The 19,326-nt window shown below is 66.8% G+C and carries 14 protein-coding genes; all 14 read right to left on the reverse strand.

The genetic code is table 11. The annotated features are described in order from the left end of the window. Positions 1-46: 46 nt before the first annotated feature. Positions 47-508: a universal stress protein gene (locus J0X25_RS30830; protein WP_207287737.1), complete on the reverse strand. Its 462-nt coding sequence runs from the start codon at positions 506-508 to the stop codon at positions 47-49. Positions 509-511: 3 nt separating this feature from the next. Beyond that, a complete protein-coding gene (locus tag J0X25_RS30835; protein ID WP_425600935.1) occupies positions 512-2,206 on the reverse strand; it encodes a sodium:solute symporter family transporter in 1,695 nt (564 codons plus the stop codon). A gap of 38 nt (positions 2,207-2,244) precedes the next feature. After that, the gene (locus J0X25_RS30840) at positions 2,245-2,703 is read right to left on the reverse strand and encodes a DUF4212 domain-containing protein (protein WP_207287739.1); all 459 of its coding nucleotides are present in this window, start codon (positions 2,701-2,703) and stop codon (positions 2,245-2,247) included. Positions 2,704-2,772: 69 nt separating this feature from the next. Beyond that, positions 2,773-4,752, reverse strand: a complete 1,980-nt coding sequence (gene acs / locus J0X25_RS30845) for an acetate--CoA ligase (RefSeq protein ID WP_207287740.1) — start codon at positions 4,750-4,752, stop codon at positions 2,773-2,775. 272 nt (positions 4,753-5,024) lie between these two features. Continuing rightward, positions 5,025-7,268, reverse strand: coding sequence for a bacterio-opsin activator domain-containing protein (locus J0X25_RS30850; RefSeq protein ID WP_207287741.1), 2,244 nt, complete (start codon positions 7,266-7,268; stop codon positions 5,025-5,027). Positions 7,269-7,407: 139 nt separating this feature from the next. Beyond that, on the reverse strand, positions 7,408-9,384 hold the full coding sequence (gene acs, locus J0X25_RS30855; RefSeq protein WP_207287742.1) for an acetate--CoA ligase: 1,977 nt from the start codon (positions 9,382-9,384) through the stop codon (positions 7,408-7,410). Between the two features lie 200 nt (positions 9,385-9,584). Beyond that, complete coding sequence (locus tag J0X25_RS30860) at positions 9,585-11,621, reverse strand: cation:proton antiporter (RefSeq protein WP_207287743.1); 2,037 nt, start codon at positions 11,619-11,621, stop codon at positions 9,585-9,587. 223 nt (positions 11,622-11,844) lie between these two features. After that, positions 11,845-12,339: a universal stress protein gene (locus J0X25_RS30865; RefSeq protein WP_207287744.1), complete on the reverse strand. Its 495-nt coding sequence runs from the start codon at positions 12,337-12,339 to the stop codon at positions 11,845-11,847. A 197-nt stretch (positions 12,340-12,536) separates the two neighbouring features. Then, positions 12,537-13,013 (reverse strand): hypothetical protein, encoded by a 477-nt coding sequence (locus J0X25_RS30870; protein WP_207287745.1) that lies wholly within the window; start codon positions 13,011-13,013, stop codon positions 12,537-12,539. A 134-nt stretch (positions 13,014-13,147) separates the two neighbouring features. Then, a complete protein-coding gene (locus tag J0X25_RS30875) occupies positions 13,148-14,200 on the reverse strand; it encodes a hypothetical protein (RefSeq protein ID WP_207287746.1) in 1,053 nt (350 codons plus the stop codon). 80 nt (positions 14,201-14,280) lie between these two features. Next, the gene (locus J0X25_RS30880; RefSeq protein ID WP_207287747.1) at positions 14,281-15,252 is read right to left on the reverse strand and encodes a hypothetical protein; all 972 of its coding nucleotides are present in this window, start codon (positions 15,250-15,252) and stop codon (positions 14,281-14,283) included. A 60-nt stretch (positions 15,253-15,312) separates the two neighbouring features. Continuing rightward, positions 15,313-15,864: a hypothetical protein gene (locus J0X25_RS30885; protein WP_225896653.1), complete on the reverse strand. Its 552-nt coding sequence runs from the start codon at positions 15,862-15,864 to the stop codon at positions 15,313-15,315. Positions 15,865-15,899: 35 nt separating this feature from the next. Then, entirely contained in the window at positions 15,900-17,846 is a 1,947-nt protein-coding gene (locus J0X25_RS30890) for a DNA primase (protein ID WP_225896654.1), read from the reverse strand. 155 nt (positions 17,847-18,001) lie between these two features. Further along, on the reverse strand, positions 18,002-19,324 hold the full coding sequence (locus J0X25_RS30895) for an outer membrane protein assembly factor BamB family protein (RefSeq protein WP_207287749.1): 1,323 nt from the start codon (positions 19,322-19,324) through the stop codon (positions 18,002-18,004). Positions 19,325-19,326 lie beyond the last annotated feature (2 nt).

Consider the following 19,326-nt stretch of genomic DNA (forward strand, 5'->3'; position numbering starts at 1 on the left):
TGTCGAAAGAATGGAATCGGTGGGACGTCAGTCTTGCGCGTCCGACTCAGTCCTCGCCTTCGTAGTCGACCACCAGCACGGGAACGGTCGTCGAGCGGAGCACGCGCTCGGTGACGCTCCCGAGCAGCGCTCGCCGGACGCCCGACCGGCCGTGACTGCCGATCACGATGAGGTCGATATCGTTCTCCTCGGCGTAGTCGGCGATCATCCGGTGGGGCTGTCCCCCGGCGTGGCGCTCGTAGGCGGTCAGGCCGGCGGCCTCGGCCGCCTCCGTGACGTAGCCGGTCGCCGCCTCGGCGTCCTCGCGCAGGTCCGTCATTCCCTGGAACTGACCCTGTCGGATCCGGTCGACCTGTTCGGTGCCCAGTCCGTACGCGATCGCGTCGGTGTCGGCGACGAATATCGCGTGAACGTCGGCGTCGTACCGCTCGGCGAGATCGATCGCGTGATCGACCGCCGCCTTCGCGACCTTGCTACCGTCCGTCGGAACGAGTATGCGTTCGTACATCGGTCAGTCGTCCGCAGGGGTGTTTCCGCCACGGTTCTTCTCGGCGACGATGTCCGCCGCGGTCTTGTCGCTGGGCATCGGATCGGGGCTGTGACACTGTCGGACCATCTGTTTGGTCTCGAGCGGTGGTTCGGTGGTCACGAGCGAGACGATGATCGTCACTGCGAACACGATCGGCGTCCCGACGAGCGCCGAGCCGATGGCCGGCATCCACGTCGAGATGACGTCGATGCCGAGTCCGCCGTCGATGAGACCGAAGTTCCCCTCGTTGAACATTGGGATGAACCAGACGATGATCCCGGTCGTCATGCCCGCGAGCGCACCCGGCCGGTTCGTGTTCTCCCACCAGAGCCCGAGGAAGAACATCGGGAACAGCACGATGGCCGCGAGCGAGAACGCGAACCCGACCAGGGCCGCGATCGGCTGCTGGGGGTTCAGCGCGAAGACGATCGTGAGCAGACCGATCAGGATGATGCTCAGGCGGCCGACGAGCACCTGCTGGCGCTGCGTCGCGTCTTCGTTGATGATGTTCGCGTAGATGTCGTGGGAGATCGCGGACGAGGCGGCGATGAACAGGCCGGCCGTCGTCGCGACCGCCGCGGCGATGCCGCCCGCCGCGACGAAGCCGACGAACCACGCCGGCAGCTCCGCGAGCTGTGCGGCCAGCACGACGAGGACGTCGCCGGCGGCGCTGGTCATGCCGGGGTCACCGTACACGGCGCCGATCTGGTCCCCGTACAGTGCCGTGCCGATCGCGGCGAACGCGGGCGCGCTCAGGTAGAGGAGCGAGATGAAGAACAGCCCCCAGGTGCACGACCAGCGGGCCACGCGCTCGTTCTTGACCGTGTAGAACCTGACCAGCACGTGGGGCAGTCCGCACGTTCCGAAGACCAGGCTGAAACACGTCGCGACCCACAGGTAGTAGCTGCCGCCCGCGAACGGCTCCGAGAACTCGGCGCCGAGACTGTCGATCATCATCCCGTACTCGAGCTGGGGCAGGATCGTCGTGTACCCCGCCGACCAGCCGGTTACGACCAGTCCGAGCAGGAACGCGACGATGAGGATGACGTACTGCAGGACCATGTTCTTGGTCGCGCCGAGCATCCCCGACAGCGAGAGGTAGGCGACGGTGATGACCATGAAGATCACCATCATCGTCTGGTAAGCGGATAGCGCACCGCCGGTGACCGCCGACCAGTCGCCGAGGATGTACATCCCGACGAGGCCCATCCCGCGGGCCTGACCGAGCGCGTAGACGAATCCGATCAGGAACGTGGTGATCGCCGCGAGGGCGCGCGCGGCGTCGGAGTTGAAGCGGTCGCCGACGAAGTCCGGCGCGGTGTACTTCCCGAACCGCCGCATCTGGGCGGCCATGAAGATCAGCAGGATGAAGTATCCCGTCGTCCAGCCGATCACGTACGCCAGCCCGTAGACGCCCGAGATTGCGACGGTGGCAGCCACGCCGAGGTAGGTCGCGGCCGACATCCAGTTGGCCCCGATGGCCATCCCGTTCTCGATGTTCCCGATCGACCGGCCGGCGACCCACATGTCGTCGGTGTCGGCGACCTTGAACATGAAGCCGGCGACGATGAACAACAGCATCATGCCGATGACGATGATCGACGGAACGAGTTTGAAGGAGACGTTGAGTCCCTCCGGGAGCAACCCTTCGTCCGTCTGCAGCGGCGCCCCGGCCATCGCACCGATCGCGAGGTTCGCCAGCGCCGGCGTGCCGATCATTCCTCGACACCTCCGTCAGTCGCGGCCGCGTCGTCCGGGACGGAGTCGGTGTCGGTCGTCTCCGGTTCGGCGACGCCCTGTTCGATACCGTACTTCTCGTCGATCTGATCTCGCTTGCGCGCGTACCAGACCGAGAGGATGAGCGCCGCCCCCGGCCCGACGATGGCGAGCAGGAAGTAGTGTAACGGGAAGCCGATCAGCGGCATCTGACTCGTCATCAGGTCGGGTGCGAGACGCGTCGCCGTGATCGGCGCGAACGTCGTCAGCACCCAGATGCCGAAGCCGATCCAGATGATCCGCAGGTGATCCCGCATGAACGGGGTCGCCGGCTTCAACAGGTTGATCTCGACGTCCATGTAGTCGATTTGCTGTTCGCGTTCGACGTCGCTCAGTCCGCCGTCGGTCGCGACGTCTCGGGGTTCGTCTCCCGTATCGTGGTTGGTGTTATCTGCCATGGTTTCGTATGTCGTCTCTCGGTTTTCGCGTTCGTTGGATTTCGAAAATATTCGCCTCGAACGGACGCCTCAGTCCGTTTCGACCTGTGCTGCGATGTCGTCGACGACCTCGGGGTTGCGCAGCGTCGAGGTGTTCCCGAGCTCGTTCCCGCTCGCGATGTCCTCGAGCAGGCGACGCATGATCTTGCCCGAGCGCGTCTTGGGCAGTTCGTGCGTGAAGACGATCTCCTCGGGCTTGGCGATCGGGCCGATCGAGTCGAGGACGGCCTCCATGGCCTTCTCCTCGAGTTCGGCGTGTCGGTCCTCGTAGCCGTCCTCGGGGATGGCGTAGACGTAGACGGCCTCGCCCTTGACGTCGTGGTCGCCGCCGACGACGGCGGCCTCGGCGATCCCCTCGACGCCGACGACGGCCGACTCGATCTCCATCGTCCCCAGCCGGTGGCCGGAGACGTTGATCACGTCGTCGACCCGGCCGAGGATGGTGATGTAGTCGTCGTCGTCGATCTTCGCGCCGTCCTCGGGGAAGTAGACCCACTCGTCGGCGTCCTCGTCGGAGTACTCCTGCCAGTACTCCGAGATGAACCGCTCGTCGTTGTTGTACAGCGTTCGGAGCATCCCGGGCCACGGGTTGTTGACCGTGACGTAGCCGGCCTCGCCGGCCTCGACCTCCTCACCCTGCGAGTCGACGACCCGGGCGTCGATCCCCGGCAGCGGCGGCCCCGCGGAGCCGGGTTTCATAGTGTTGATCCCCGGCAACGTCGTGATCATCATGCCCCCGGTCTCGGTCTGCCACCAGGTGTCGACGATGGGGCACTCCTCGTTGCCGATGTGCTTGTAGTACCACTTCCACGCGCGGGGATTGATCGGTTCTCCCACGGTGCCGAGCAAGCGAAGGCTCGAGATGTCGTGGTTCTCCGTGTACTCGGCGCCCCACTTCATGAACGCGCGGATCGCCGTCGGCGCGGTGTAGAAGATGTCGACCTCGTTCTTCTCGACGATCTCCCACAGCCGATCCTTGTCGGGGTAGTCCGGCGTCCCCTCGTACATCACGCTCGTCGTCCCCAGCGCGAGGGGGCCGTAGACGATGTAGGAGTGGCCGGTGATCCAGCCGATATCCGCCGAACACCAGTAGGTGTCGTCGGCCTCGATGTCGAGGACGGCGTGGCTCGTCCACGCGGTGTACGCGAGGTAGCCGCCGGTGGTGTGCTTGACACCCTTCGGCTTGCCGGTGGTCCCCGACGTGTACATCAGGAACAGCATGTCCTCGGCGTCCCGCGAAACGGGTTCGACCGTCGACCCCTCGTGGTCGGCCACGAGTTCGTCGTAGTCGTGCTGGTTGTCCGCGAGCTCGTGGTCCAGGTCGTCGCCGAGTCGGTCGACGACCACGACGTCGGAGACCTCGTGCTCGACGCCCTCGAGCCCCTCGTTGGTCTTCGAGATGTGGTCGAGCGCGTCGCCCCGGCGGTAGTAGCCGTCGCAGGTGACGAGGTACTCGCTGTCCGCGGAGTTCATCCGGGTCGCCAGCGCGTCGGCCGAGAAGCCGGCGAAGACGACGCTGTGTGGGGCACCGATCCGGGCACACGCCAGCATCGCGATCGGCAGCTCCGGAACCATCGGCATGTACAGCGTGACGACGTCGTCCTCCTCGACGCCGAGGTCCCGCAGCGTCGCGGCGAAGTCCTCGACCTCGTCCAAGAGTTCGTCGTAGGTGTAGCTGCGCGTCTCGCCGAGTTCCCCCTCCCACTCGATGGCGACGCTGTCGCCGCGGCCCTCCTCGACGTGCCGGTCGAGGCAGTTGTACGACGCGTTGAGTTCCCCGCCGGTGAACCACTCGTAGAACGGGGCGTTCCCGTCCTCGAGTACCGTGTCGTACTCCTCGTCCCACGAGAGCAAGTCCGCCGCTCGTTCCCAACACTCCGGCCAGTTCTCCTCGAACTCCTCGTAGATCCCCGGGTCCGAGACGTTCGCCTGTTCGACGAACGACTCAGGGGGATCGAACGCCTCCTGTTCCTCGAGTCTCGCCTCGAGGTTCGCGTCCTCCTGTGACATGATACAACAGGGCAATGCACAACTGCCATAGTAAAGCCGCCATCTAGTTGTGCAAAATCGGGCCGCGTACGGGGCGGATAGCTAAGGAATATTGACTGTATTAGGAGAATATAGCCGGTTATATCGGCCCGTCGACGCCGGTTCGCGGTCGCGCGACGCGACGCGACGCCTCGAGCGCGGACGACCGCGGCCGTGACCACGCAGGTGCAAGGCCGACGCTCTAGAGGTTTAGGGTCGGGCCGGTCGCCACGACGGTCGAGCGATCGGCGCCGTCAGTCGGTATCGGCGGTGTCGGTCGTTTCCGCCGTCGGATCGTCGAAGAAGGTCCGCAGGAGTTCGTGTTGGCCCTTCCGCAGGTGGTTGTGCAGCGTCGGCGACGAGATGCCCATCGCGTCGGCGATCTCCTCGGCGGTGCTCTCGCGGGGCCAGTCGTAGTAGCCGCCGAAGTACGCCGCCCGCAGCGACGCCTCCTGGCGGTCGGTCAGTCGGTCCTCGAGTCCCTCGCGGAACTCCCGGGCGGTCCGGACGGTCCGCTCGGTCTCGCGTTTCCCGATCAGTTCGGAGTCGGGGAAGACGGCGCGAAGCCCGTCGACGATCGTCCGGATATCGGCGTCGGCGGCGCACTCGGCGGTGATCGCCGCGGTCCCGCCCTCGAAGTGCGCCTCGAGGACGGTGGTGCCGTACTCGGTGAGCGTGACGATCGGACAGGCACCGTCGACGACGAACTCGACGCGCCACCCCTCCGCGTCGGTCTCGACCAGCCGGTAGTCCTCGATGCCGGCCTCGTCCGCGGCGAGATCGAAGACGTCGGCCGGCGAGGCGTCCTCGAGGCGTAGGTAGTACAGCTTCGTCGACTCCGAGAGGGGGACGAGCGAGTCGAGTTCGAACCGACAGCCCAGTCGCCGGGAGGCGTCGACGAAGAAGGAGTCGGTATCGCGACACTCGACGTCGAGTTCGACGATCCGATCGGACAACAGGAGGTTCCGCCGCCGGATCGCGGCGATGGCGTAGCCGACCTGCCGGCCGATCGTCTCGAGCCAGCGCCGCTCCTCGTCGTCGAACGCCGCGGACGCGTCGGTCGCGACCGCGAGGGCGCCGTAGACCGTGTCCCCGTAGGCCAGCGGGACGCGCGCGAGGGCGCCGGCCGCGTCGTCCGCGTTACCCCCACCGCCGCTGTCCACGCCGTCGCCATCGACCGCGAGGGGGACGTCCGTCTCGACTACGATCGGCGTCTCGTCGGCTGACGCGTCGGTCTCTCCGCCGTCCTCGCGCCAGCCGTCGGGGACCAGTCGCTCGACCGCGTCGGGGTCGATCCCGCTCGCGGCGCGCCAGTCCCGGCGCTGATTCGCGTGGGTCGCTCGGTCGATCCAGGCGTACTCGTAGGCGCCTCCAGCCGTCAGCGCGGCGCAGGTCTTCGTCTCCACTTCCTCGTGGTCGGTCGATTCCAACAGCGCCCGCGTGACCGCTCGGTGGGTCCGGGCGACGGCGTCGCGCCGTTCGAGATCGTGCGTGCGCGCGCGAAGATCCTCGAGTTCTTCGTGGGCGGGGGAGACGTCGCGGACGAAGACGGCGAAGCCGCGGTGACGCCCCTGGTCGTCCCGCAGGGGCGAGACGACCTCGGTCGCCCGGAACTGCGAGCCGTCCTTGTGGACGCGCCACCCCTCGTGCTCGTAGCCCGACTCCTCGAGGGCCGCGGACAGCGTCCGCTCGGGGACGCCGTCGTCGACGGCCGCGTCGGGGTAGAACGTCGAGACGTGCGTGCCGACGATCTCGCCGGCTCGGTAGCCGAACATCGCGGCCGCGCTCCGGTTCCAGCGCTCGACGTAGCCGTCCGCGTCCAGCCGCAACAGCGCGTACCGGTCGCTGGCGGCCAGTAACAGGCGGATGACGCTGTCGTCGCCCACGACGGGTCCGTCGCCTCGGTCGCGGCCGGTGCCGGAGGGCTGCTCGACGGCGTCGAAGGCGTCGACGATCTCGGCGTCGGTGGGTTCGGGCAGGTACGGCTCGAGGGCCTCGAAGCTCCGCCAGCCGCCGGCGGCCTTGACGACGCGCGGGTTGACGGCGTGGTCGACGAGCGCCCGGCGGGCGAAGTACTGCCGGAGATCGCTCGTGGAGACGTGGGCGAGCGGCGGTCGATCGAACAGATCGGCGGCCCGGTCGCCCACGTCCGAGACGAGCATCTGGAGGCGCCGCGCCGTGACGGGAAAGATCCGATCGTCGGTCGTCAGTCCGTTGCTCCGGGCGTACCGCCGCAGTTCGCGTTCCACCCTGGTTGGCAGGTACGCCGTCCGTCCGTCACCGTCGTCGACGACCGGCACGCGGACAAGGTAACGGGGCGGCTCGATTCGGACCTGCTCGACGTCGTCGACGGTGAGTTCGGCCAGCTCCGTCGGGCGGAGACCGACGTCGCCACAGAGGCGCACGACCAGCGCCTCGCGGTAGGTTTCGGCGGCGTCGAGGAGGAGTTCGTACTCGTCGCGCGCGAGTACCGACGACTCGGTCTCCTCGAGACTCATGCTTCGCGCATTCAAGCGGCCCGAATATAATTGTGTCGCTGTGCTGGCCGCTATTTGGCTGAATGACTCGAGACTACCGCGTTTTCTGCGCTACCTGCGTTTCGCACTCTCTGATATCCCGAAACAGTCCGTCGTCCGACTACTCCTCGTCGATCTCGGCCTGAATCTCGCCGACGATCTCCGGGTTCCGCAGCGCCGAGGTGTCCCCGAGTTCCTCGTCGTTCGCGACGTCCTCGAGGAGGCGGCGCATGATCTTGCCCGAGCGGGTCTTCGGGAGTTCTGGCGTGAAGACGACCGCTTCCGGGCGGGCCATCGACCCGATCGCACTCTCGACGTTGTCGAGGATCGCCTCCCGAACGGCGCCGTCGTCGTCGTAGCCGCCCTCGGTGCTGACGTAGGCGTGGATATCGGTCCCGGTTCCCTCGCTCGAGCGGCCGACGACGGCGGCCTCGGCGACGCCGGGAACGTCGGTGATCGCGCTCTCGATCTCCATCGTGCTCAGGCGGCGCCCGGAGACGTTGATCACGTCGTCGATCCGGCCGAGGACGGTGACGTAGCCGTCCTCGTCGACGCGCGCGGCGTCGCCGCTGAAGTAGCGCCACTCGTCGCGGCCGGGGTCGGAGAATCGCTCCCAGTACTCCGTCCGGAAGCGCTCGTCGCCGTCGTACAGCGTCCGGGCCATCCCCGGCCACGGCCGGTCGATGGTGAGGTAGCCCGAGTCCCCGGGATCGACGGGCTCGCCGGCGGCGTCGACGACGTCGACGTCGATGCCGGGAAGCCCCGGTCCCGCGGCGCCGGGTTTCATCTCGTCGATGGCCGGCAGCGTCGAGATCGTCACGGCGCCCGTCTCGGTCTGCCACCAGGTGTCGACGATGGGACACTCTTCGTTGCCGATGTGCTCGTAGTACCAGTTCCACGGCCGCGGGCTGATCGGTTCGCCGACGCTTCCGAGCAATCGTAGCGAGGCCAGGTCGTGGTGAGCGGGATAGTCTTCCCCCCACTTCATGAACGCGCGAATCGCCGTCGGCGCGGTGTAGAAGACGTCGACCGCGTTCCGTTCGACGATCTCCCAGAGCCGATCCCGGTCGGGATAGTCGGGGGTGCCCTCGTACATGAGGCTGGTCGTTCCGAGTGCGAGCGGCCCGTAGACGATGTAGGAGTGGCCGGTGATCCAGCCGATGTCGGCCGCACACCAGTAGGTGTCCTCCGGTTTGACGTCCAGCACGGCGTGGGTCGTCCACGCGACGTGCGAGAGGTAGCCGCCGGTGGTGTGGACGACGCCCTTCGGTTCGCCGGTCGTCCCGGAGGTGTACATCAGGAACAGCATGTCCTCGGCGTCCCGCGAGACCGGGTCGACGGTCTCGCTGGCGAACTCGTCGCGGAGGTCGTGGTAGTCGTACTCCTCGTCGCCGAGGACGTGCGGGAGGTCCGCGCCCAGCCGATCCACGACGACCGTTCGCACGTCGTGCTCGAGTTTGAGCAGGGCGTTGTCGGCCTTGCTCTTCTGGTTGAAGGCGTCGCCGCGGCGGTAGTAGCCGTCGCAGGTCAACAGGTACTCGCTGTCGGCGGCGTCCATCCGCGTCGCGAGCGCGTCGGCCGAGAGGCCGGCGAAGACCACGCTGTGGGGCGCTCCGATCCGGGCACACGCCAGCATCGTGATCGGCAGTTCCGGGATCATCGGGAGGTAGATCGTCACCACGTCGTCCTCTTCGACGCCCAGGTCCCGCAGCGCCGCGGCCACCTCGTTGACCTCGACGTACAGATCGCGATAGGTGTACGTCCGGCGCTCGCCCCGCTTGCCCTCCCAGCGGATCGCGGCGTGGTTCTTCCGCCCCGCCTCGAGGTGGCGGTCGAGGCAGTTGTACGAGGCGTTGAGTTCGCCGCCGGAGAACCACTCGTAGAAGGGGGCGTTTTCGTCCTCGAGGACGGTCTCGTACGGCTCCGCCCACGAGAGCAGGTCGGCCGCCCGCTCCCAGCAGTCGGGCCACTCTGCCTCGAACTCGTCGTAGATCCCCGGGTCCGTGACGTTCGCCTGCTCGACGAACGACGCCGGCGGGCTGCGGGGCGACCCGGTGAGGACGGGATGCTCCCGTCCCCACCCGTTCCGATCGTCCATATCTCGTTCGAATCGACGGCAGGCAGCGGAATAAGCGTTAGGCCCCGAACTTTTTTAACTGGGTCCTCGTGCGGCCAACGGCCGCGCTCGAACCCAGCCAAAAAACTTCGATGAAAAAAGACCGCCTCCGCGGGGCGAAGCCCCGCTCCGGCGGAAAACCGCTCACTTCGTTCGCGGATGCTCCAGATTCAGTAGATCGATCACCGGAACTGGAGGAACTGCCGGTCGTCGCCCCGGTCGCCGACCGCCGGATAGATCACGACGAAGTTCGCGTCGGTCGACTGCGCGACCGTCGTGGGGAGCGTCCGGAGCGGCGACTGCCAGCCCATCGTTCCCCGGCGGGCGCTCAGCGGAACGACGAGCGAAGATTCGTCGACCTCCTCGCGGAGGCGCGTCGTGACCTCGCTCCAGTCCGCCGCCCGCTCGAACGTCGCGGGGACGTCCGGTTCGACCAGTTCGAAGAGCCGTTCGAACTGGGCCGAATCGTCGTCCACGACGACGGCGCGGATCGGCGCCCCGAGCTGGTCCGCGAGCCATTCGACCGTGTGCACGGTCTCGTAGAACCCCTCGTTCCGGTCGATTCCCGCCGGGAGGACGACCACGACCTCGTCCGTCGTGTTGAGGGGGTGCCGGACGCGTCCGACCAGCACCTGCTGTTTCGTTCGGATCAGGACCTGATCGATCACGTGGCCGAACACGCGCTGATCGCGTCGGGCGCCGTCCCAGCCGATGACCAGCGTCGTGATCCGGTTCTCGAGCGCCGCGCGAACGATCCCCGACGCGACGTTAGCCTCGACGCGGGCCTGGGGTTCGACCGCCACCTCGGCCCCGGCGGTGTAGGCCTCGGTCTCCTCGAGAGCGGCCTCGATGGCGGCGACGTCCGCCTCGGCCCGCTCGCCGGGCTGGGCCACGCTCAGCGTGTAGAGCGGCTGGTCGTCCTCCGGGTCGCGGACGAGCAGCGCCAGATCGAGGAGGCGGTCGCGGTACTCGGAGTCCCGGGAGAAGGGGACCATGATCCGCCGCGGGGCGGTCCGCGGGTCGTACTCGAGGCGCTCGGACGCGCGGACGACCGCTCGCCCGTAACGGTCGACGACGGCGGGGCTGATCACGCTGACGACGAGGATCATCAGAACGACCGCGTTGAGCATGGCCTCGCCGAACAGTTCCTCCTGGTAGCCGATGAGGACGATCGCGAGCGCCGCCGCGGCCTGGCCCAGCGAGAGGCCGAACATGGTCATCGCCTCCGCGTGTGAGTAGCCGTACAGCCGCGCGGTCAGCCACGCGGCCGCGTACTTCGTCGCGAGCAGCGGGATCACGAACGCGACGGTGATCGTCAGCGTCTCGAGCCCCTCCGTCAGGACGCGCACGTCGACGAGCATCCCGACCGACAGCAGGAAGAAGGGGATGAACAGCGCGTTGCCGACGAACTCGATGCGGTTCATCAGCGGACCGCTCTCGGGGATCAGCCGGTTGAGCACGAGGCCGGCGAGGAAAGCGCCGACGATGTACTCCACGCCGGCGAGTTCGGCGAGGAAGGCGCAGCCGAAGAGGACGACCATCACGAACAGGAACTCGTAGTAGCTCTCCTGGTCGACCGTCCGGAAGAACCACTCGCCGAGTCGGGGGACGAGCAGCCAGACGCCCGCGAAGAACGCGGCGAGTTTGGCGGCCATCGAGAGCCAGAACGCCGGGCCGATCTCGCCGGTCTCGGCGGCGATGACGACGGCGAGGACGAGCAACGCGAGGGTGTCGGTGACGATCGTTCCACCGATCGTCGCGGTGACGCTCTCCGTCTTCGTGATCCCCAGTCGGCTGACGATCGGATACGCGAGCAGCGTGTGCGAGGCGAAGATGGCCGCGAACAGCGCCGCGGCCCCGAGCGTGAGTCCGAGCGCGTAGACCCCGACGATCATCCCGACCGCCTGCGGGACGACGAACGAGAGCAGGCCGAAGACGACGCTCCGATCCTTGTACGCGATGAACTGGGCGAGGTTGATCTCGAGGCCGGCGACGAACATCAGGTAGACGATGCCGACCTCGCCCAGCAGGACGATCGTCTCGCCGCGCTCGAGCACCCCGATCCCGTTGGGTCCGATGGCCGCGCCGACGACGATGACGCCGATGATCCCCGGGAGGCGATACCGGCCGAGCACCAGCGGCACGACCAGGAAGACGGTCATCGCCAGCCCGAAGATGAGAATGGAGTCCTCGAGGGGGAACGTTAGCGGCGCCGTCATACTCGTTTCCAGAATCGATCCAGCAGGCTCCAGGATCGAACCGGCTGGCTGCGTCGCCGACGGCCGTCAGTTACTGCGTTCGAATCCCATCCAGACATCGTCGGATACCTGCTCGAGACGGGGATGATCGAGGGGAAGCTGGTTGCGATTTCCGAACGAGGGAATCGACCCGTGCCGACCTCGAACGCGTCGCCGATTCCGGAGTCGGACGCTCGGGGCGGACTCACTCGATGGTCGAGTCGATATCCGTGATCTCTTCGGGGTCGACGTCGGCGCCGTGCTGGCGGACGACGTAGACGTCGTATCGCTGATCGTTGGCGACGGGACTGCCGACGCTGGACTGGGGCGTGATCACGGAGCCGGCGTTCTCCGAGCCGATGAATACGACGGAAGCCTCGACTTCGGCGGCGACTCGGCGAATCTCGCGGACGACGTTCTTCGTCGAGGTCGCGGTCGGTTCGTCGGAGCTGACGCGCTCGGTGCGAACCGTCGCCTCCGGCGCGATCTCTTCGGCCCGCGTCGCGATGCCCTCCTCGATGGCTTCGAGGTTGAACGGCTCTCCCTCGGCGATCCAGCCCCGCTCCCGGGCGTAGTCGGCGTCGTCCGGGATCACCGTCAGCACGACGAGTTCCTCGTCGAGCAGATCGCCGAATTCGGAAGCCTTCTCGAGTGCTTTGCCGGCCAACTGCGAGCCGTCGAAGGGCACGAGTAGCGTCATGGGCCTATCTCATACGACAGTGGAAGTAAATGTTCGGCCTCCATCGCCCCATCGAATCGGGTGGTAGCGGCACTCCTCGCCGTCGACGATCAGGACGGGGCGGTCCGCGGTCCGAACGAGTCGGGTGACGGTGCTTCCGAGCAGCGCTCGCCCCGCAGCGGCCGCCGATCGACGGCTGCGAACCGCAATGTGAACGCCTATTCTCCCGCCTCGCGCTCTCGATCGCCGATCGCCGCCACGACGTTCCTGACGTAGCGCATGCTCGTCGCGATCGACATGATGCCGTCCATCAGGACCTGTTGGGAGGCGCTGTCGGGGTAGATCCGGTACTCGACCTGGACCGTCTCCGCACGCCGCAACTGGCACGCCGCACCGTCCGGGTCGAGAAACGTGTAGAACCCCGGCGTCGCCGCCAGCATAGGGCCGACGTACTGGAGGAGTTCGCTGCGGTGCTGTTCGTCCCGCAGGAGCTCCTTCGTCCGTTCCGTGTCGAATCCGCTCCGACCGACGATCCGCACCGGCCCGAACTCCGACTCCTTGATGACGTGGACCGGGAGCTGCGAGAGTTCGACCTGCAGATTGAACTCGGTGTCCTCGTCGGTGTGGGCCGTCACGTCCCGGATCGCCGTCTCGTCCAGCCAGTGGCGGATCTGCGTCTCGCTAATGTGCCTCATAACACGATTCGGACGACGCCAACCCCGATAAATCACCGGCGTTGTGGAGCCTGCCGTCGGTCCCGTCGGCCGTGTGCTCGATCCGATCCGACTCGGCCCGCCCCAACCCGACCCGACCACGACTCGAGGTCCGATCAGTGTCGTCTGGGCATGGTGGAGTGTCGCGTACTGGCTCGCATATCCGCGCGTTCCGACGGCGGGGGCGCCATCGTCGAGTGGCGCGTTCCGTCGCCGCCGCCGGTCCTCTTCTCGCTCGAGCCGAGATCGGTGTCGAGCGGGCCGTCGTCCTCGTCTTCCTCGGCGTCGTCGGCCCTGTTGTTTTCGTCGTCATCGGTTTCGTCTCCGCCGACGGCGCTGGCACTGCGGTTCTGCAGTCGATCCTGGAGACCCTCGAGGTCGTCGCCGACGTCGGTCAACGAGGACTCGACCGCCGATCGAAGCCGGTCGCCGATGTCGCCGCCGTCATCTGTCGACGTCTCGTCGCCGTCCGCCTCGCCGTCCTCGCTCTCGGCCGATTCGTCGTCCTCACTCTCGAGGACCCCGTCGAGCCCCCCGGCCTCGCTGACCGTCTCGGCGGCCGACTCGATCGCCTCTCGAGCGCCGCCCTCGCTCTCGGATTCGTCACTTTCGTCGGCCTCGTCGGCGTCTTCGGCTTCAGCGCCGCCGTCCCCGTCGGCGCTGTCGCCCTCCTCGCTCGAGCCGAGGACGCTCTCGAGCAGTCCGTCCTCGGCTTCGTCGTCGCTCCCGCCGCCGGCGTCGCTCTCGCCGTCCGCGTCTCCCTCGCCCTCCTCGGCGTCCGAATCGCTCGACGCACCCTCGCGCTCGCCGATCGACGCCCGCAACTCGTCGACGGCACCCTCGAGTGTCCCCTCGTCGTCGCCGTCGCCGTCGGCGAGATTCGAGAGGTGCAACAGCCGCTGGAGGTCCGCGACCTGCTCCGGATCGCCCTGCGCGATCGCCGCCGGAATCGAGTTCGGTTCGCTGCCGTCCGGTAGCGTATCAAGGCCGACGGCTGCGAGCAGCTGGTTCGGCTCCGCGGACTCGAGGAGGTCGCTGGCCTCCTCGGCGGTCTCGAGCAGATCCGTGCCGTCGCCGTTCTCGCCGCCGAGCATCGATCCGCTCGAGGTCTCGGCCGCGTTCAGTATCTCGGTCACCCGGTCGTGAAGGTCCTGGCTGTCCTGGCTCATGGCTCCCCTCGGCGTCCGCACCGCGGTTCGCGGTTCGCCGCCCGCCGCCGTCGGAGTCGCACTCGAGGGGCGGACGGGCGCTATTCGGCTTCGGCCTCCGCTTCCGACTCGTCCTCGCCTTCGTCGTCCGTCACCGCCGCGATGATCTCGTCGGTCATCTCCTCGCGACTGAGGTTCGCCTTCACGCCGACGTCCTTGGCCACCGACTGCAGGTCCTGGTAGGACATCACGCCGAGGAAGTCCTCGAGGGTGTCTTTGCGGAGGTCTTCGATGTCTTCGACCGACGGCTCCGAGTCGTCGCCCGCTTCGTCCTCGACCGTCTCCTCCTCGTCGCCTTCGCCTTCCTGCTCCCCTTCGGACTCCTCGTCCGTTGCGTCGTCTTCGTCGCCTTCTGCTTCCGGCTCTGCCTCGTCTTCTTCACCTCCGTCTTCCGCGTCGTCCTCGTCGCCTTCACCTTCCGACTCGGTTTCCTCCCCGTCGTCTTCCGCGTCGTCCTCGCTGCCTTCGACTTCCGACTCGGATTCCTCCCCGTCGTCTTCCGCGTCGTCCTCGTCGCTCTCGAGGAGCTCGTCGAGTCCGCTCTCCTCGCCGATGCTCTCGACGACGTCCTCGATGGTCTCCTGCGTGCCGCCCTCGCTTTCGGCCTCGTCGGTCTCGTCGTCGCTCTCGGAGTCGCTCTCTCCGCTCTCGAGGAGGCCCTCGAGGCCGCTCCCCTCGGAGACGCTCTCGGCCAGCGACTGGACCGATTCCTTCGCGTCGTTTTCCTCGACCGACTCGCGGATGGCCTCGCGGATCGACGCCGTGAGGTCCGACCGTATCTCTTTGCGGTCTTTCCCCTCCTCGATGCCTTCGGCGATCGATTCGTGGATGCCGCGACCGATCGCGCCGCCCAGTTCTCGGCCGACGCGTTCGCCGAACTCGCGGCCGACCGCCGCACCGACTTCGCCGCCGTCGATGCTGTCCTCGATGTCGCCGTCGCCGAGCAGTTCGGCCACGTCGAGCTGGTCGCTGACCTCCTGGGCCACCATCGCTTTCAGCCCGCTCTCAGTCACGGCGCTCACCTCGAGGCTGGATCGGCGAGTCGGTGTTGGGAATCTGGCTCCGTTTCATGGTCAGTCCTCCTCGGATTCGGCCGCTTCGGCCTCTTCGTCCTCGCCGTCGGCGTCGGCTTCGTCGCCGCCCCCGTCGTCCGCCGCGGCGTCGTCCTCGCTTTCGTCGGCCTGTTCGTCGTCACCGCCTTCGTCGTCGGACGCATCGGACTCCTCGTCTTCCCCGTCGTCCGCGGATTCGTCGTCCCCTTCCTCGTCGTCGGATTCGGTCTCGGTGTCCTCCTCCGCCGACTCGTCGGCGTCTTCGGAGGCGTCCTCCTCGTCCTCGGCTTCCTCCTGAACTTCGTCTTCTTCGGCATCTTCCTCGAGGTCCTCGCCCTCGGCCTCCTCCTCGAGTTCGTCCGCGCCGCCGAGCAGTTCGTCGACGACCATGTCGCCGATCGTCCGGCCGATGGATTCGCCGATCTTCCGGCCGACGAGCGCGCCGATCTGGGCGCCCAGCGCCTCGCCGAGGGGCTTGTCCTCGTCGATCTCGTCTTCCCACTGGGTACCCTCGATCAGCTCGTTGATGTCGATGTTCTCGGTGATCTTCCCGTAGTCGATTCGCTGTGCCATTGATTCGGACTCGGATTCGGATTCTCCACTCATCGTTAGGCTGCCTCCGCTGTCGCGTCGGATTGGTCACTGGCCCCTTCCTGCTCCTCGTCGGGTTCTAGCTGCTCAATTAACTGCTCGAGCACCTCGCTGACGACCGTCGCCACGAAGTCCTCGACCGGCAAGCTCGGTACGAGTCCGGCGAGACCCTCCTTCGCCCGGTCGCTGGCTGCGGAGATCGGACTCGGCGATTCGGTCGCTTCCTCGTCCTCCTCCGCTTCGTCCGGCGTCTCTTCGCCTTCTTCTTCTTCTCCCTCCTCCGCTTCGTCCGGTGTCTCTTCGCCTTCTTCTTCTTCTCCCTCCTCCGCTTCGTCCGGTGTCTCTTCGCCTTCTCCTTCTCCCTCCTCCGCTTCGTCCGGTGTCTCTTCGCCTTCTCCTTCTCCCTCCGCTTCGTCCGGCGCTTCCTCTTCTTCGGCTTCGGCCGCTTCTTCCTCGTCCGGCGCTTCCTCCTCGTCTCCGCTGCCGAAGAGCCCGCGGATCCACTCGACCGGCTTGCCGAGCATTCCCTTCACCCAGCTGACGGCCGAGGAGATCCGGCCACCGGAGTCCGCTTCTTCCTCTTCTTCGCCCTCTTCGGCTTCGGCCTCCTCCTCGCCTTCGGCTTCTTCCTCGCCGCCGAGTCCCAGCATCCCCAGCAGCTTGTCGAACAGTTCCTTCGGCTTGCTCAGCAACCCGCTGAGGAACTCCTTGGGCTTCTCGAGGAGTCCGCTGAGCATCTCTTTCGCCTTGCCGGGGGCCTTCTTGAGAAGCTCGATCGGCTTGCTCAGGAGCTCTTTCGCCTTGCCGGGGACTTTCTTGAGAAGCTCGACCGGCTTGCTCAGGAGCTCTTTCGCCTTGTCGATCATTGCACCGGGGCCGTCCAGTAGCCCCGTCACGGCGGACAACAGGTTCCCGAGGAGGTTGTTTCCGCCCGGACGGGCCGACACGTCGAGCTGGAGCGGGTTCAGGTTGACCTCGAGGCCGAGCAGATCGAGGAAGAGGCCGTCGAGATCGAGATGGAGGACGCCGGACGCGTCGTCGCCCTCGTAGACCTTTTCGGCGTCCTCGGCGTGTCCTTCCTCGCGCTTGTCCTCGGTGAGGTCACCGGTATCGTCTCCGACGTCCTGTTCCTCTTCTTCAGCTTCCTCTTCTTCAGCCTCTTCGTCTTCGGCTTCTTCCTCTTCGTCTTCGGCTTCTTCCTCTTCGTCCTCGGCTTCCTCCTCTTCGTCCTCGGCTTCCTCCTCTTCAGCCTCTTCGTCCTCAGCTTCCTCCTCTTCAGCCTCTTCGTCCTCAGCTTCCTCCTCTTCAGCCTCTTCGTCCTCAGCTTCCTCCTCTTCAGCCTCTTCGTCTTCGGCTTCCTCTTCCTCTGCCTCTTCGTCTTCGGCTTCCTCTTCCTCTGCCTCTTCGTCTTCGGCTTCCTCTTCCTCTGCCTCTTCGTCTTCGGCTTCCTCTTCCTCTGCCTCTTCGTCTTCGGCTTCCTCTTCCTCTGCCTCTTCGTCTTCGGCTTCCTCTTCCTCTGCCTCTTCGTCTTCGGCTTCCTCTTCCTCTGCCTCTTCGTCTTCGGCTTCCTCTTCCTCTGCCTCTTCGTCTTCGGCTTCCTCTTCCTCTGCCTCTTCGTCTTCGGCTTCCTCTTCTTCAGCCTCTTCGTCTTCGGCCTCCTCTTCTTCGGCTTCCTCTTCCTCTGCCTCTTCGTCTTCGGCTTCCTCTTCCTCCGCCTCTTCGTCCTCTTCTTCCGCTTCTTCGGCGTCAGCACCTTCCGTGTCGGCTGCCGACGCTTCGTCGGCATCACCACTCGAGTCCTCGTCGTCGCTCTCCTCAGCCATCTCTGCCTGGCCGCCATCGGTCATAATCCTGCGGCCCGATCGCTCCGCGTGCTCACCGTCGTGACGATCGCTCGAGGCGTCCGCGACCTCCACGGGATCGGAACTCTCCTCGGAACCATCATCTTCTAAACCGTTTGTCATTATATACGAAAAAGACGGGAGTCAGCGTTGTGGTGATTTCCCTTGCGTGTGCGACTTTCACCCGTGTCAGCAGTCCGAGGCGGATTCCGACGTTACGTGACGACAAACCGGAAATTTCGAAGCCGGCGATCGAACGACGCGATCGCGGCGGACCGCTACTCGAGCGCGGCCACGTGGAGCGCGTACTCGCCGCGCGTCTCGCCATCGTCGTGGTACTCGACGGGTTCTTCGATCGCTGCGAGCGTCCCGTCGTCGGCCGCTGCGGCGGTCGCGATGCCCTCGAGTCGCTCGAGTCCCTGCGGTCCCGATTCACGCTCGAACCAGCGGACGGCGTGCGTTTCGGGATCGCGAACCCGGAAGTTCTGTGCGCAGGGCGCAGCGATCGTCTCGCCGCCGGTCGCGAGGCCGTGGACGAAGCCCCGCACCTGGGCGTCCCACGCCACCTCGCCGTCGGCGTCGAACGTCGCGATTCGGTGCTCGTTCGGGTGGCGCCCCTCGGTCTCGCGGCTCTCCTCGGCGTAGGTGTTACCGGTGACGAACGTCACCCGTCCGTCGGCCGCCGAGACGTGATTCGGGTAGGCGTAGAGCGTCTCGCCATCCATCTCGGTCTCGACCGCGAGGTCGACGCGCCAGCGCTCGGTGCCGCCGGGACCCAGCAGGTAGCCGCGCTTGTCGCCGTGGCTCGAGACCGCGAGCGTTTCGCCGTCGAACGAGACGTCGCCGACGCGGCGGTCGCCCTCCGTTCCGGGGTCCCAGGTCCACTCGAGGTCGCCCGTCTCGGCTTCGAGGACGACGAGACCGGTGTCGTGGTCGCCCATACAGCGGTTGTAGCCGACCGCCAGTCGCTCGCCGTCGGCGTCGAGATCGATCGCGATCGGTGACGCGTCGGTCTCGTAGCGCCAGCGAACGGTACCGTCGGCGTCGAACGCGTAGACGGTGCTGTGCCACCGCCGCACCTCGCCGTCGCGCTCGTACCGACGCGCGGCCGCGTAGAGGGTGTCGCCGTCGCTGCCGGTCTCGAGACTGACCACGTAGGGCAGGTAAAACACGGTGTCCTTGACGGCCTCGCCGAGGTCGTCGACGGTGTCGTACCGCCAGCGCTGGTCCCCCGTCGCAGCGTCGTAGGCCGCGACGGTGCCGGTCTCGCCGCGGCCGGCGACGACGACCGTCTCTGCGGTGTCGCCGTCACTATCGGCGTTGCTACTCTCGGCACCGCTCCCCTCGAGCGTCGTGATGCCGACCGCGTGATCTGGATGGTCGGTCGTCCAGCGGGCCTCGAGCGAGTCGCTCTCACGGGCCGTAACCGTTCCGTCCCACTCGCCGGTGACGACCAGGTCGCCCCCGTCGGCGACGTGGACCGCCGAGCGAGTCCACATGTGGCGGCTCCGGGCCGTCTCGATATCGCCGAGCGGGACCGACCGGAATTCGAGTCTGCCGTCACCGTCCTCGCCGCGGTCGACGTCTGCAGCTTCGGACATAG

The sequence above is a fragment of the Haloterrigena alkaliphila genome, assembly GCF_017352155.2.
Classification (GTDB): domain Archaea; phylum Halobacteriota; class Halobacteria; order Halobacteriales; family Natrialbaceae; genus Haloterrigena; species Haloterrigena alkaliphila.

Excerpts from the sequence above, each read along its gene's own strand:
- J0X25_RS30830 (WP_207287737.1), bottom strand. The coding sequence starts at position 508 with ATGTACGAACGCATACTCGTTCCGACGGACGGTAGCAAGGTCGCGAAG.
- J0X25_RS30835 (WP_425600935.1), bottom strand. The coding sequence starts at position 2,206 with ATGGCCGGGGCGCCGCTGCAGACGGACGAAGGGTTGCTCCCGGAGGGA.
- J0X25_RS30840 (WP_207287739.1), bottom strand. The coding sequence starts at position 2,703 with ATGGCAGATAACACCAACCACGATACGGGAGACGAACCCCGAGACGTC.
- acs (WP_207287740.1), bottom strand. The coding sequence starts at position 4,752 with ATGTCACAGGAGGACGCGAACCTCGAGGCGAGACTCGAGGAACAGGAG.
- J0X25_RS30850 (WP_207287741.1), bottom strand. The coding sequence starts at position 7,268 with ATGAGTCTCGAGGAGACCGAGTCGTCGGTACTCGCGCGCGACGAGTAC.
- acs (WP_207287742.1), bottom strand. The coding sequence starts at position 9,384 with ATGGACGATCGGAACGGGTGGGGACGGGAGCATCCCGTCCTCACCGGG.
- J0X25_RS30860 (WP_207287743.1), bottom strand. The coding sequence starts at position 11,621 with ATGACGGCGCCGCTAACGTTCCCCCTCGAGGACTCCATTCTCATCTTC.
- J0X25_RS30865 (WP_207287744.1), bottom strand. The coding sequence starts at position 12,339 with ATGACGCTACTCGTGCCCTTCGACGGCTCGCAGTTGGCCGGCAAAGCA.
- J0X25_RS30870 (WP_207287745.1), bottom strand. The coding sequence starts at position 13,013 with ATGAGGCACATTAGCGAGACGCAGATCCGCCACTGGCTGGACGAGACG.
- J0X25_RS30875 (WP_207287746.1), bottom strand. The coding sequence starts at position 14,200 with ATGAGCCAGGACAGCCAGGACCTTCACGACCGGGTGACCGAGATACTG.
- J0X25_RS30885 (WP_225896653.1), bottom strand. The coding sequence starts at position 15,864 with ATGGCACAGCGAATCGACTACGGGAAGATCACCGAGAACATCGACATC.
- J0X25_RS30890 (WP_225896654.1), bottom strand. The coding sequence starts at position 17,846 with ATGACAAACGGTTTAGAAGATGATGGTTCCGAGGAGAGTTCCGATCCC.
- J0X25_RS30895 (WP_207287749.1), bottom strand. The coding sequence starts at position 19,324 with ATGTCCGAAGCTGCAGACGTCGACCGCGGCGAGGACGGTGACGGCAGA.